Source organism: Selenomonas bovis DSM 23594 (assembly GCF_000381005.1).
Taxonomy (GTDB): domain Bacteria; phylum Bacillota; class Negativicutes; order Selenomonadales; family Selenomonadaceae; genus Selenomonas_C; species Selenomonas_C bovis.
The window spans coordinates 1-13,326 of the sequence record NZ_KB908384.1 but is presented as its reverse complement, the minus strand read 5'-3'; the positions used below and the strand labels follow the sequence as shown (position 1 = coordinate 13,326).

At 61.6% G+C, this 13,326-nt stretch carries 13 protein-coding genes and 2 tRNA genes; 6 read left to right on the top strand and 9 right to left on the bottom strand.

Going from position 1 to position 13,326, the window contains the following annotated elements:
* Positions 1-144: 144 nt before the first annotated feature.
* The 3 genes from F599_RS0104540 to F599_RS0104530 form a co-directional block, all read right to left on the bottom strand.
* On the bottom strand, positions 145-1,578 hold the full coding sequence (locus F599_RS0104540; protein WP_051081662.1) for a sensor histidine kinase: 1,434 nt from the start codon (positions 1,576-1,578) through the stop codon (positions 145-147).
* Entirely contained in the window at positions 1,562-2,251 is a 690-nt protein-coding gene (locus F599_RS0104535; RefSeq protein WP_019542338.1) for a response regulator transcription factor, read from the bottom strand. Before F599_RS0104535 ends, F599_RS0104540 begins: the two co-directional genes overlap by 17 nt.
* Before the next feature lie 190 nt (positions 2,252-2,441).
* Positions 2,442-3,320, bottom strand: a complete 879-nt coding sequence (locus F599_RS0104530; protein WP_019542337.1) for a LysR family transcriptional regulator — start codon at positions 3,318-3,320, stop codon at positions 2,442-2,444.
* 301 nt (positions 3,321-3,621) lie between these two features.
* On the opposite strand from F599_RS0104530, the gene dhaL reads away from it, so the two are divergent.
* From dhaL to F599_RS0104505, 5 genes are all read left to right on the top strand, one after another.
* The gene (gene dhaL / locus F599_RS0104525; protein WP_019542336.1) at positions 3,622-4,245 is read left to right on the top strand and encodes a dihydroxyacetone kinase subunit DhaL; all 624 of its coding nucleotides are present in this window, start codon (positions 3,622-3,624) and stop codon (positions 4,243-4,245) included.
* 210 nt (positions 4,246-4,455) lie between these two features.
* Complete coding sequence (gene gltX / locus F599_RS0104520; RefSeq protein WP_019542335.1) at positions 4,456-5,916, top strand: glutamate--tRNA ligase; 1,461 nt, start codon at positions 4,456-4,458, stop codon at positions 5,914-5,916.
* A gap of 54 nt (positions 5,917-5,970) precedes the next feature.
* A tRNA-Glu gene (locus F599_RS0104515) sits at positions 5,971-6,045 on the top strand.
* Between the two features lies 1 nt (position 6,046).
* Positions 6,047-6,121 (top strand) — tRNA-Glu (locus F599_RS0104510).
* A gap of 262 nt (positions 6,122-6,383) precedes the next feature.
* Positions 6,384-7,142: a sulfite exporter TauE/SafE family protein gene (locus F599_RS0104505; RefSeq protein ID WP_019542334.1), complete on the top strand. Its 759-nt coding sequence runs from the start codon at positions 6,384-6,386 to the stop codon at positions 7,140-7,142.
* Positions 7,143-7,310: 168 nt separating this feature from the next.
* On the opposite strand, the gene F599_RS0104500 is transcribed toward F599_RS0104505, so the two are convergent.
* From F599_RS0104500 to relB, 6 genes are all read right to left on the bottom strand, one after another.
* Positions 7,311-7,787: a pyridoxamine 5'-phosphate oxidase family protein gene (locus F599_RS0104500; protein ID WP_019542333.1), complete on the bottom strand. Its 477-nt coding sequence runs from the start codon at positions 7,785-7,787 to the stop codon at positions 7,311-7,313.
* Positions 7,788-7,838: 51 nt separating this feature from the next.
* Positions 7,839-8,873 (bottom strand): [FeFe] hydrogenase H-cluster radical SAM maturase HydE, encoded by a 1,035-nt coding sequence (hydE, locus tag F599_RS0104495; RefSeq protein ID WP_019542332.1) that lies wholly within the window; start codon positions 8,871-8,873, stop codon positions 7,839-7,841.
* Between the two features lie 154 nt (positions 8,874-9,027).
* A complete protein-coding gene (locus F599_RS13600) occupies positions 9,028-9,609 on the bottom strand; it encodes a hypothetical protein (RefSeq protein ID WP_019542331.1) in 582 nt (193 codons plus the stop codon).
* A 398-nt stretch (positions 9,610-10,007) separates the two neighbouring features.
* Positions 10,008-10,943 (bottom strand): homoserine O-acetyltransferase MetA, encoded by a 936-nt coding sequence (gene metA, locus F599_RS0104485; protein ID WP_019542330.1) that lies wholly within the window; start codon positions 10,941-10,943, stop codon positions 10,008-10,010.
* Between the two features lie 109 nt (positions 10,944-11,052).
* Positions 11,053-11,319 carry a type II toxin-antitoxin system RelE family toxin gene (locus F599_RS0104480; protein ID WP_019542329.1) on the bottom strand — a complete coding sequence of 89 codons (267 nt, stop codon included), beginning with the start codon at positions 11,317-11,319 and terminating at the stop codon, positions 11,053-11,055.
* Positions 11,316-11,537 carry a type II toxin-antitoxin system RelB family antitoxin gene (gene relB / locus F599_RS0104475; RefSeq protein ID WP_019542328.1) on the bottom strand — a complete coding sequence of 74 codons (222 nt, stop codon included), beginning with the start codon at positions 11,535-11,537 and terminating at the stop codon, positions 11,316-11,318. The genes F599_RS0104480 and relB overlap by 4 nt, the downstream gene beginning before the upstream one ends.
* Positions 11,538-11,665: 128 nt before the next feature.
* Between relB and F599_RS13595 the strand changes: the two genes are divergently transcribed.
* Positions 11,666-13,252, top strand: coding sequence for a DNA methyltransferase (locus F599_RS13595; protein WP_019542327.1), 1,587 nt, complete (start codon positions 11,666-11,668; stop codon positions 13,250-13,252).
* Positions 13,253-13,326 lie beyond the last annotated feature (74 nt).

The window sequence follows — 13,326 nt, the reverse complement described above, 5'->3', positions numbered from 1 at the left end:
CCGCCCGCACCCATGTTCATCGGTGCAGGCGGCGTTCCTTTTCCGGAAGCGCGGATGCAGCCAGCGCTTCCTTTCCAATCGATTTTGATCAAGATGCCTCGCGGCGTCATATCGCGTCGGCGCCGCAACAGCCAGGGGCGCATCTCAGCCGCACATGAGCGGGATTCTCAGGTGGATCTGCGTGCCCTCGCCGAGATTGCTCTCAAGCGAGATCTCGATGCCGTGCTGCTCGGCAATCCAGGACGCGATCGAGAGGCCCAGCCCCGTGCCGCTCACGCCCTCCGCTTTCGTGCGGGAAGTGTCGACGCGGTAGAACCGCTCGAAGACCTTCTTCTGGTCCTTCGGCGCAATGCCGATGCCCGTATCGGCGAACGTCACGCGGAAGAAGCCCCCCTCGCGCACGCTCTCGGCCGTGATGCGGCCGCCCGCCGGCGTATACTTCGTGCTGTTCTCCAGGAAGATGCGCATCATCTGCCGCATCATGACCGGATCGGCAAAGATCGTGCCCGGGTCGTTCCGCAGGAGCTCGACCGTATGCCGCTTCGTCACGAGCTTCATCTTCTTCATCACATCCGCGAGCAGCTCCGAGAGCTCGAGAGCCTCCTTGTGAAGCACCTGCCGTTTCTGGTCGGCGCGCGCGAGGAAAAGCAGCTTCTCGATGAGCTGCTGCATATTCTCCGCCTCCGAGCGAATGGAGGAAATGCCCTCCTTGAGCACCTCGGCATCTGACTGCCCCCAGCGCGCGAGCAGATCCGAATAGCCGAGGATGACCGTCACCGGCGTGCGCAGCTCATGCGAGGCATCCGAGACGAAACGCTGCTGCTGGTTGATGCCATCCTGCAGGCGGTCGAGCATGTGGTTGAACGTGACCGTGAGCTCTGTGAGTTCATCCCGTGCCTCAGGCACCTCGATGCGCCGGTCCATGCGCTCGATCTCGATCTTGCGCGCTGTCGCCGTGAGCGTCCGGATGGGCTTCAGGATGCGGCGGCTCGCGAGATACCCCATGGCGAGCGCAAAGATGAAACCGACGATCATCGCGAAAATGAGGAACTGCTGCACATGCTTGAGGAACTGGCGCTCCGCCGTGATCGTCCGCAGGAAATGCAGCGTGTAGATGGAGCCGTCATGCATGACATCGATCTCCTCATGGTAGATGCTCCAGTTCCCGATATCAGCGACGCGCAGGTTCTTGTCCGACAAGAACGGCGACCAGTCGCGCGTGTTCGCCGCCACCTCCTCGAGCGGCGGGAAATGCGAGTCGTTCTCGAAGACGACGCGCCCCGTGATATTCGTCACGCGCAGCACGACACCTGGCAGCACAGGATCATCATCCCAGAAGGACTGCGTGAAGTCCGCTCCGTTCTCGAGCTTCTGCAGGACCTGCTGCACCGAGATATCGATCTCGCGCTCCGCCTGATGATAGATGGAGAAATAGATGCCAAGCCCCATGCTGAATATCGTGATGATGAGGATCAGCGACAGGAGGAGCGCGTAAAGCGCCGTAATCTTTGTCGAGATACGCGGCGCGCACATGCTGCGCCGCAGCGACGCAAGCCGGTATTTAATCCTTGATGACATAGCCTACGCCGCGGACCGTATAGATATACTTGTCGCCGAACCGCTCGTCGATCTTCGCGCGCAAATAGCGGATATAGACATCGACGACGTTCGTATCGCCTGCGTAGTCGTAGCCCCATACCTCCTGCAGGATCTGATCGCGCGTGAGCACATTGCGCTTGTTGCGCAGCAGATACTCGAGCAGGGAATACTCCTTCTTCGTCAGATGGATTTCCTCACCGTTGACCGTCACCTCGTAGCGGCTCGGATAGAGCACGAGATTCTTGCACGTCAGGCGCTCGCCCTCCGGCGTCTCCGGCGCCTGATGCTTGCGCAGCGCCGCGCGGATGCGCGCCATGAGCTCCTGGATGGCGAACGGCTTCGTGATGTAGTCATCGGCACCGATATCGAGACCCGTGACCTTGTCCTCGAGCTCATCTTTCGCCGTAAGCATGATGATCGGCACGCTCGAGAACTCGCGCACCTTGCGGCAGACCTCGAACCCGTCGATCCCGGGTAACATGACATCGAGGAGCACGAGATCGAACCTCTCCTGGCCGATGCGCTCGAACGCGCGCTGGCCGTTGTCCTCCGTCGCCGTCTCGAACCCCTCATGCTCGAGCTCGATCTGCAGGAAGCGCGCGATACGGCGCTCATCCTCTACAATGAAAATGCGTACAGGCTGATCTGACATCATCGTTTCCTCCCATTATATTTAATTTCGGCTTGATTTTCTAATCTTCCTGTTTATAACTATATAACGAACGAAAGAGAAAAGAAAGTCCCGCCCGTTTTTTTAACAGAAATATCATGCACCCACGCGCCGAGCGCCCGCACAGGAAAAAGGCGCGCAGCGGATGCTGTGCGCCAAAAGAGAACCGCGCTCAGGCGAGGAACATCTCGCGGAAGAGCGCGATGAGATGGCTCGCCGACTGGGAGAGCGTGCGGTTCTTGAGCCAGGCGACGACCGTATGCGTCGTGATCTCAGGATCCACGAGCTTCTTATAGGTGAGGTCGCCGTCCGTGAGCAGCGTCTTCGAGGAGATGGGCAGGATAGCCATGCCCATGCCCATCTTCGCGAGCAGGAGATCCTGCACGATGCTGTCCGAGACGCAGAGGATATTCGGCTCGAAACCGAGCTTGCGGCAATTCGCCGTAAACATTGACTGCCAGCGCAGCGGGATGATGAGCGGCTGGTCCTTAAGCTCCGCGAGGCGGACCTTCTGCGCGTCACTGCCGATGTCGTGCGCCTTGTTCATGATGAGCACGAGCGGCTCGTTCGGCAGCACGATGGACTCATAGACGCGCGCATCGACCTGCGTGCGCGTGATGCCGATCTCGATTACGCGATTGTCGAGCAGCTCGAGGATGCGCGTCCCCTCGCCCTCCCAGAGCTGGAACGTCACCTGCGGATAGCGGCGATGGAACTCCGTGATGAGCTCCGGCAGCAGCATCGCACCCGACGTCGTGATCGTGCCGAGCCGGATGCACCCCGCCACGCCCGAGCCGATCTCCGTGATCTCGCGCACCGTACCGTCCACCATGCCGAGGATATGCTCAACGCGCGAATAGAGCACGCGCCCCGCGTCCGTCAGACGGATGCGGCGGCTGCCGCGCTCAAAAAGCTGCACGCCGAGCTGCGTCTCGAGCCTCTTCATCTGGCGCGAGAGCGCCGGCTGCGCGATATCGAGCCGCTGCGCCGCGTGGCTGATGTTCCCTTCCTCTACAATGGCGTAAAACGCACGCATATCCTTGATTTCCATACGATTGCTTTCCCTCCCGCGGGGCAGCCGGAAACAGTCCCGCCGTATAACACGAACAACATAACTCCTCTTCTCATCAGGTTATATTATACGTTTTTCTTCTAGTACCCGCAAATATTTTTCAGAATCTGCATAGAAAAGTGTCGGCGGAAACACTGCCGCTCCCGCTCTTTCGCTCGGAAGAATATCACGACAATTCACGCTTGCGCCTGCATTTCTATCTGCGCTATAATAATCACAATAGAAAACACCTACCCCGGCAATATTCCCACACGAATCGTCAGATAGGAGACTGCAAATCATGTCGAAACTCACGGAAACCATCGAGGCTGTCGCGCAGATGATCCTGCGCGAAAAAAACTATCTCTCGGATCTCGACGCGAAGATCGGCGACGGCGACCACGGCATCAACATGGCACGCGGCTTCGAGGCTGTGCTCGAGGCGCTCGACACGCTCGAGCATCCGGAAAATCCGAAAGCCGTCCTGCATGCCGTCGGCACCGCCATCCTTGAAAACGTCGGCGGCGCAGCCGGCCCGCTCTACGGCACGGGCTTCCTCTGCGCGAGCGAAGTCTGCGCGGAGGACGAACGGCTCACGATCGACTCGGCAGAGCGCCTGCTCGGCGCCGCCATCGCGGGCATCGAGAAGCGCGGTCACGCCCGGCGCGGCGACAAGACGATGCTCGACGTGCTCATCCCCATCCACGAATGCTTCACTGCGCCTTACGCCGACGGCAGCACGCTCTACGAATGCCTCGCCGACGCGAACCAGGCCGCCAACGAGGGCGTTGAATACACGAAGACCATCGCCGCGCGCAAGGGACGCGCGAGCTATCTCGGCGAGCGCTCCATCGGCTGCGAGGACCCCGGTGCCGTGAGCTCTATGCTCATGTTCCGCGCCGCCTATCAGTTCCTCAACCGCTGAAACGAGTCTGCACCATCCCTCGCAGGCAATCCCACGCACCCAGGGAACCGCTGTTCCATCCGGCACTCCGTCTCCGCGCATCTCGTCGCGTGTCCAACGCATCTGCGCAAATCCGAAGCGCCCCAAGGAAACAGTGGTTCCTTATTTCCTTTATTTGTAGTATACTTTCTCTTTAGAAGAAACAACGACCATCCAAGAGGAGGAACGACCTTGACAGACAAGAAAGTACGCACGCGCTTCGCGCCGAGCCCGACGGGCTACATGCACATCGGCAACCTGCGCACGGCGCTCTACGCATATCTCTACGCGAAATCCCAGGGCGGCGATTTCATCCTGCGCATCGAGGACACCGACCGCACGCGCTACGTCGCCGACGCCGTCGATTTCATCGAGCGCACGCTGAAGCTCGCGGGCATCGTACCCGACGAGGGCCCCGGCTACGGCGGCGACTGCGGTCCCTATGTGCAAAGCGAGCGCCTGCCGCTCTACAAGAAGTACGCGGAGGAGCTCGTAAAGACCGGCCACGCCTACTACTGCTTCTGCGATCCCGATGAGGACCACTCGACGGGCGAGTTCGGCGGCTACGACCGCACCTGCCGCGACCTGCCGCAGGACGTCATCGACGCGCACCTAAGGAACGGCGATCCCTACGTCATCCGCCAGAAGATGCCGCTTGACGGCGCAACGACCTACGCCGACGTGCTGCATGGGAGCATCACCATCCCGAACAGCGAGCTTGAGGATCAGGTGCTGCTGAAGCGCGACGGCATGCCGACCTACAATTTCGCCAACGTCATCGACGATCACCTCATGGGCATCACGCACATCATGCGCGGCGCGGAGTTCATCACCTCCACACCGAAATACATCCTGCTCTACGAGTCGTTCGGCTGGGACGTCCCCGTCTTCATCCACCTCGCCCCCGTCATGGGCAAGAACGAGGACGGCAGCGTCAGCAAGCTCTCGAAGCGCCACGGCGCGACCTCGTTCGACGACCTCGTGAAGATGGGCTACCTGCCGCAGGCCATCGTCAACTACGTCGCGCTGCTCGGCTGGAACCCGAAGAACACGAACCAGGAGATCTTCTCCATGCAGGAGCTCATCGAGCATTTCAGCCTCGAGGGCCTCAGCAAGTCGCCGGCCGTCTTCGACTACGCGAAGCTCGGCTGGGTCAGCGGCGAGTATTTCAAGGCGATGGACGATGCCGCATTCGCCGCTATGGCGCGCCCCTTCGCCGGTGATCTGCCGGACTATCTCGAAGCCCATTGGGACTATCTCGCGGCCCTGCTGCGCACGCGCATCGAGCGCCTCGGCCAGATCCCGGATGAGATCCGCTTCCTCATCGAGGCACCCGCCTTTGACGCCGAGCTCTACGTCAATAAGCGCAACAAGGTCACGCCGGAGAAGGCCAAGGAGCTCTTGCCCGCTGTCATCGCGCTGCTCGAAGCCATCCCCGAGGCGGAGTGGAACAACGAGAACCTCTACGCGAAGCTAGAGGCGCACATCGAGGCGACCGGTGTCAAGAAAGGCCTCCTGATGTGGGTCGTGCGCATCGCGGCCGCGGGCCAGAAGGTCACGCCCGGCGGCGCGACGGAGATTCTCTCGCTGCTCGGCAAAGAAAATTCTCTCGCGCGCCTCAAAAAAAGTCTTGACGCGCTCGCATCTCTGTAATATAATAATATCTGTCCTTCAGCGCAATACTCTCTGAGTTGTGCAAAAGAGGATGGCACCTTCGTCAAGTGGTTAAGACACCGGCCTCTCACGCCGGGTTCATGGGTTCGAATCCCATAGGTGTCACCAGGGCACCTTCGTCAAGTGGTTAAGACACCGGCCTCTCACGCCGGGTTCATGGGTTCGAATCCCATAGGTGTCACCAGCAAATACAAGCCATGGCTGCGGTCATGGCTTTTCGTTTATCATTTTTTCTTTCGGAATCGCTGAGACCACGCGCGCGACGCCACGATGCCGCCGGACGCGCTGCTGCACGCGCAAAGACCGCGCAGGAACGCTTCCGGCTACGGCCCCTGCGTGCCGTTTGCAGGCCCCCGCCTGCCGTGCCAGGCACGCCTGCCGCGGCAGAGCGCTGCGCAGTCACGCAGGAAGGATTCCCCGGCGATTTCTCTCAAGGAGGCTTCCCCATGATCTTTCTCTCCATGCTCGCGCTCGGCGCGCTCATCGGCTTCGTCGGCGCCGGCGGCGCAGGCGTCACCATCACACTGCTCAATGTCGGTTTCGGCATCCCCATCCACGAGGCACTCGCCGTCGCGCTCGCCTCGATGGTCTTCACGACGCTCTCCGGCGCCATCAGCCATTTCCGCCAGCACGAGGTCGTCGTCCGGACGGGCGCCATCGTCGGCCTCTTCGGCATCATAGGCGCGTTCCTCGGCGCGGCTGTCTCGAATATCATGCCCGCGGGCGATCTCACCCTCGCCACCTCCGCCATGATGCTCCTCTCCGCCGTGCTCCTCTACCTGCGCATCTACCAGGGCGCGTGGCTCGCGCGCCATTTCCCCGTGCGAGAGACGCTCCTCACGGGACGCCGCCTCTACGTCTACGGCAGCGTCACAGGCGTCCTCGTCGGCTTCCTCTCCGCCGCGTTCGGCATCGGCGCCGCCGCGTTCATCCAGCTCGCACTCATGGTCGTATTCGGCGTGCCGCTCCTGCAGACTGTCGGCACCTGCATGATGGTCATCATCCCCATCTCCGCGGCCGGCGGCCTCGGCTACCTCCTGAGCGGCCACCTCGAGCCAGTGCTCTTCCTCGAGACGCTGCTCGGCCTCATGGTCGGCGCCTGGTTCGGCGCGAAGGCCACCCATCTCGCCCCGCTGCCGCTGCTCAAATTCTGCATCGTCGGCATGTCAGCCGCCGGCGGCGTCATCCTGCTGCTATTCCACTGAAGAAACGCCGCGCAAACTGCAAGACACAGACAAGAGACCGCCCTCCGACACGCGCTGGAGGGCGGTCTCTCATTCCCGAGGCATGGAAGGCGGCACGCCTGACGCAGCGTCGGCTTTTGGCGAGCTTTGCCGCCCGTGCCCTGCCCGCCCCCTTGCGAACCTCTTGCCCTATTTCGGCAGCTTCCGCTTGCCCGTCATTTCCTCGACTTCGAGCGCATAGACCGCCGTGCGCGGGATGGCCGCGGGGTTGTACCATGCATGTTCGCCCGGATGGTAGTGCTCCATGAGCGCGTCGAGCGCCGCCGCCTTCTCCTCCTCCGCGAGCAGGCGCAGCCGCCCGCGCCCGAGCACGCTCTCGTAGGCGTAGGTGCAGTAGCCCTTCTCCTCGAAGTATTGGAGCTGGTGCTTCGTGTCCACCGCGAAGGCGGCGCGGCTGTCGCGGACGAGGAGGTCGAGCTTCTTCCCCGCGAGCGCGCTGTGGAAGTAGAGGACAACCTGTCCGTCCTTTTCCTCGATGCCGTAGTTGAGCGGCAGCACATACGGATAGCCGTCTGCGTCGTTGAGCGCGAGATGGCAGACGGCGCAGCGCCGCATGACCGCGAGGATCTCCGCGCGGTCCTTGATCTCCCTGTCGTTTCTCCTCATGTCAGATCCTCCTGTCCTGCTTCCTGTTGCCGGCCAGGCGCCGCGCAAAGCTCAGCGCGCCGCGCCATGACGGCGATATCCCTTGTCCGCCGCGACACAGCGGCCGAGCGCCTTGATGCGCCCGCCCATGCAGGCGCGGCAGTCCTCGGGCGTGTCCGCGACGCAGATCTTCCCGGGGTAGAGCGCGTACTTCCTGCGGTAGTCGCCCTCCGTGACGTTCGGCATCACGACGTTCGCGCCCGAGGTCAATATGAGCTCACGGCCACGCGGTACGAGCGTCTCCATCGCCGTCGTCGCGGGGATGTTCGCCTCGGGCAGCAGCAGGCGCAGCAGCGACACCATGCGCCGCGTGAGGTGGAAGTCGCCGGGCGCGGCCCCGCCGAGCGGCGTGTCGCCGTTCGGGATCAGCGGCCCGATGCCGACCATGTCCGCGTCGATCTCCTGGTAGAACAGGATGTCGCGCGCGAGCGACCGCGCGTCCTGCCCCGGCAGGCCGATGAGGCTGCCCGTTCCAACCTCATAGCCGAGCGCGCGCAGGTCGCGCAGGCAACGCAGGCGGTTCTCGTGCGACATGCCGGGATCGTACCGCTCATAGAGCGCCGCGTCCGTCGTCTCGATGCGCAGCAGATAGCGGTCGGCACCCGCCGCGCGCCATAGCGCGTACGTCTCGTGGCTGCGCTCGCCGACGGAGAGCGTCACCGCGAGATCGAGCGCCTTGATGCGGCGCACGATGGCCGCGAGGCGTTCCGCCGTGAAATGGGCATCCTCGCCCGATTGCAGCACGACGGTCTGATAGCCGTAGCCCTTCGCCTTGCGCGCGAGCGCGACGATGGCGTCCGCGTCGAGACGGTAGCGCTCGACGCGCGCGTTCTCGCGCCGCAGGCCGCAGTAGCAGCAGTCCTGCCGGCAGATATTCGAGAACTCGATGAGCCCGCGCAGATGCACGCCGTCGCCGACATAGCGCCGCCGCACCGCGTCCGCAGCGCGCGCGAGCGCCTCCTCCGCCTCCGGTGCTGCAAGGAGCCTTGTAATCTCCTCCTCCGTCAGGCGGTGCGTCCGCGCCGCTCGCTCGATGAGCTGCTCCATGCGCTCCCTCCTCCTCTACCGCCGCTCCAGCGCAAAAGCGGCCATATCCTCAGTTGCCAGGCACGCGCTGCCGACAGCGCATCGCCGCACGCAGCGTCCGTCCCAGCCGCGCCATCGCGCAGCGCCGACAGCCGCTTTCCGCACGGCAGGCGGCTCAGCCTTTGCCTTTCTCTTCGCTCGCCGCCTCGGCCGCCTTCTGCTCCGTCCGCGCGCGCAGCTCCGCCGCATGCTTCTGCGCATACTGGATAATCGCGCGGTAGAAGCACGCGTCCACATCCTTCTCCGAGAGCTCCGCGAGCTGCACGATCTCCGGCTCCTTCTCCTCGCGGATGACGCCCCAGTCGCCGTCGAGGTCGTCATGCTCCGTGATCGTGACCGTCTGCGCCGCGAGATCGATCTTCAGATACTCCGCCGCGCCCGCGAGCGCGTCGTAGCCCGTGAGATCCTCGAGCTTCCAGCGGCGCTTCGAGATGACATCCTGGATCTGCACATCGTCGTATGTGCGCAGCGTCGGCACGATGAGCACATGCTCATCCACCGTCCCGTCCGCGCGAATCTCATAGCACATCTGCTGCTTGTTGAAATAATAATTCTGCCGTGCCGTCGACTGCACCCACTGATAGATATCCTCCGGCACCGCGGGCGGCTCAGCGAGCGCGGGCGTCGCCGCGAGCGGCAAGACGGCCAGCAGACCCGCCGCGACGAGCCCGGCCAGCTTTCCTTTCCATTGACTCATGAAACTTCCTCCCCAAATCATGTTCGCGGCCCCGGAAACCGACAGCCTCCCCTGCCCTTCCCAAGCGCCACAGATTCCATCGCAAACTACATGCACAAACGTCCACTCCGTGGACATTGTGCACCGCCCTTACAGTAAATCCAGCCAATCGCGCTGCGCCTGCGGCTTGCGCTCTTGGGGATTTACATAGCAAACTACATGCACAAACGTCCACTTCGTGGACATTGTGCATCGCCCTTACAGTAAATCCAGCCAATCGCGCTGCGCCTGCGGCTTGCGCTCTTGGGGATTTACATAGCACATGGAATCAAACATTCTTATTATATCATACGAATCTGAAAAAAGTGCGACATGTGTCCCATGTCGCACGGAAAAAGTCTCATGCGCAACGCCCGCGCTCAATCGTCCCTGTCATTGCAGATGGCATCGATCTCGTACGGCGTCTCCTGATAGACATAGTAGTTGAGCCAGTTCGCGAAGAGGAGATGCGCGACGCTGCGCCAGCGCACGATCGGCTTCTGCGTCGGATCGTCGTTCGGATAGTAGTTCACGGGAATCTGCGGATGCAGGCCCGCCTTTTCATCGCGGTCGTACTCCTGCTTGAGGGTATTCGGATCGTACTCCGCGTGGCCCGTGATGAAGAACTGGCGTTTCTCGAGATTCGCAATGGCGTAGACGCCCGCTGGCTGCTCCGCCTCCGCGAGGATCGTGAGCTCCGGCACCTTCAGGATATCTTCCTTGTGCTCCTCCGTATGGCGCGAATGCGGCACATAGAACTCATCGTCGAAGCCGCGCAGGAGCTTCTCATGCTCGACGCAGAGATGATGCTTGAACACGCCGAAGATCTTCTCCGGCACCTCGTACTTCGGGATGCCGTAGTGATAGTAGAGCCCCGCCTGCGCGCCCCAGCAGATATGGAACGTCGAATACACATGCGACTTGCTCCACTCCATGATCTCCGCGATCTCGTCCCAGTACGCGACCTCCTCGAACGCCATGTTCTCGACCGGCGCGCCCGTGATGATCATACCGTCGTACTTCTTGTGGCGCACCTCGTCGAACGTCCCGTAGAACTGCGCGAGATAGTCCATCGGCGTGTGGCTCGGCGTATAGCTCTCCGTATAGATAAAATCCACCTCGACCTGCAGCGCGCTGTTGCCGAGCAGCCGCAGGAGCTGCGTCTCCGTGATGTACTTGATTGGCATGAGATTCAGGATGAGGATTTTGAGCGGACGGATGTCCTGTGCATACGCCCTGTCCGCATCCATGACGAAGATATTCTCCCCCTCGAGAATATGCGCGGCCGGCAGAGCATTCGGTATCTTGATTGGCATAAAAAAATTGCCTCCTTGTCACGATGGTATGATGACACCATTATAACATGGAAGGCACGATCTATCGCAAGTTTTTCTGCCGCGTCGGAACGGGCCGCGCGCAGGCGCATCAGGAATAGATTTCGCGGCGATGGCCGATGTGGAGCATCAGGATTACGACGTCGCAATCCTGTATATCAGCGATGAGGCGATAGTCGCCGACGCGGTAGCGCCACTCCCCGCTGCGGTTCGCCGTCAGCCCCTTGCCGTGCAGCCTCGGATTCTCGCAGCCCTCGAGGTTCTTGCGAATCCACCCGAGGATCAGCGCCGCCGTATGCCGATTGAGCTTCTTCAGGGACTTTTTCGCCGCCGCCGTAAAAAGCACATGATACGTCAAGAAAGCCCCAGCTCCTTCTCCACCTCGTCGAGCGTGAACGTCTCCGGGTGTGCACGGTACTCCGCCATCGCGCGATCGTAGCATCTCATATCATATGCATCATTGATCCGCTCCAGCACCGCACGGCGGATGAGCTCGGACATCGTGAGCCCGTGGAGCGCCGCATAGTCACGGAACAGTGCTGCATCGTCATCATTCAAACGTACCGATACCGTCATTTCGCCCGCCTCCCTTCTGTAATACATTGTAATACATAGTCATGGAAAACGCAAGCCCCGCCTTGCGCCGCGCCTGCCCCCTGCGCTACAATGGGCACAGAACATACAAAGGAAAGGAACGGAAAGCGATGGATCGACAAAAGCGCGCGGCGGCGGCGTTCGCCGCGAAATGGCAGGGAAAGGGCGACGAGAAACAGGACAGCCAGCGGTTCTGGATCGAGCTTTTGCAGAAAGTATACGGCGTCGAGGACCCCGCGAGCTTCGTGCGCTTCGAGACGCGCGTGAAACTCAGCCACACGAGCTTCATCGACGTCATGATCCCCGCGACGCACACGATGATCGAGCAGAAAGGCCGCGGCGTCGACCTCGAAAAGCCCATCCGGCAGAGCGACGGCACGCTCCTCAAGCCCGCCGAACAGGCGAAGCGCTACGCCGCGGCGCTGCCGTACTCCGAGCGCCCGCGCTGGATCATCACCTGCAACTTCCGCCAGTTCCAGGTATTCGACATGGAGCATCCCAACGACGCGCCGCAGCTCATCGAGCTCGCTGACCTCGCGGACGAGGCCTACCGCCTCCAGTTCATGGTCGATGTGAAGGACAGCCACATCACGAAGGAGATGGAGATCAGCAAGAGCGCGGGCGAGCTCGTCGGCCGCCTCTACACCGCGCTCCAGCCCCTCTACCTCGGCGCGCCGCAGCTCAGCGAAGCCCAGGCGACCGAGTACCTCAACAAGCTCTGCGTGCGCCTCGTCTTCTGCCTCTACGCCGAGGACGCCGGCATCTTCGGTCGGCGCAACATATTCCACGACTACCTCGACGACTACCGCCCGCAGCACTTCGCCAAGGCCCTCAGCGACCTCTTCCAGGTGCTCGACGAAAAGCCAGAAGCGCGCGATCCCTTCCTCGAGGCCGGACTCGCCGCCTTTCCCTACGTCAACGGCGGCCTCTTCGCGGAAAGCGTCCCCGTGCCGCCGATGAACGATGCGGTGCGCCGCCTCATCCTCGAGGATGCCTGCAACTTCGACTGGAGCCAGATCTCCCCGACCATCTTCGGCGCCATCTTCGAGAGCACGCTGAACCCGGCCACGCGCCGCGCGGGCGGCATGCACTACACGAGCATCGAGAACATCCACAAAGTCATCGACCCGCTGTTCCTCGATGCCTACAAAGAAGAATTCCACGCCGCCATGCAGGAAAAGACCATCAAGGCGCGCACGGAAAAGCTCCAGGCCCTGCAGCAGAAACTCGCCGCCATCCGCTGCTTCGATCCTGCGTGCGGCAGTGGGAATTTCCTCACGGAGAGCTACCTCTCCCTGCGCCGCCTCGAGAACGACATCCTGCGCGAGACCGTCCTCGACAAGGCCGGCAGCGGCGTCCTCGGCTTCGACGAAGCGGCCTACTCCCCCATCAAGGTCAGCATCCAGCAGTTCTACGGCATCGAGATCAACGACTTCGCCGTCTCCGTCGCCAAGACAGCGATATGGATCGCCGAAAGCCAGATGATGCAGGAGACCGAGGGCATCGTCCACCGCGAAATGAACTTCCTGCCGCTCACGACCAACGCCAACATCCACGAGGGCAACGCGCTCAGGATGGACTGGAAAGAAATCCTGCCGCCGAGCGATGATGTCAAGATCATGGGGAATCTCCTTAGTGTAATAGATGTGGGTACTTTAGGTAGCACAGAAGTGGATCAGATTCCCTTATCAGCCTAGTAGTACATCTATATGTAGTAGTCAATACCAGAAGGGAACCGTGTATTTACTACTACATATAGATGTACTATACT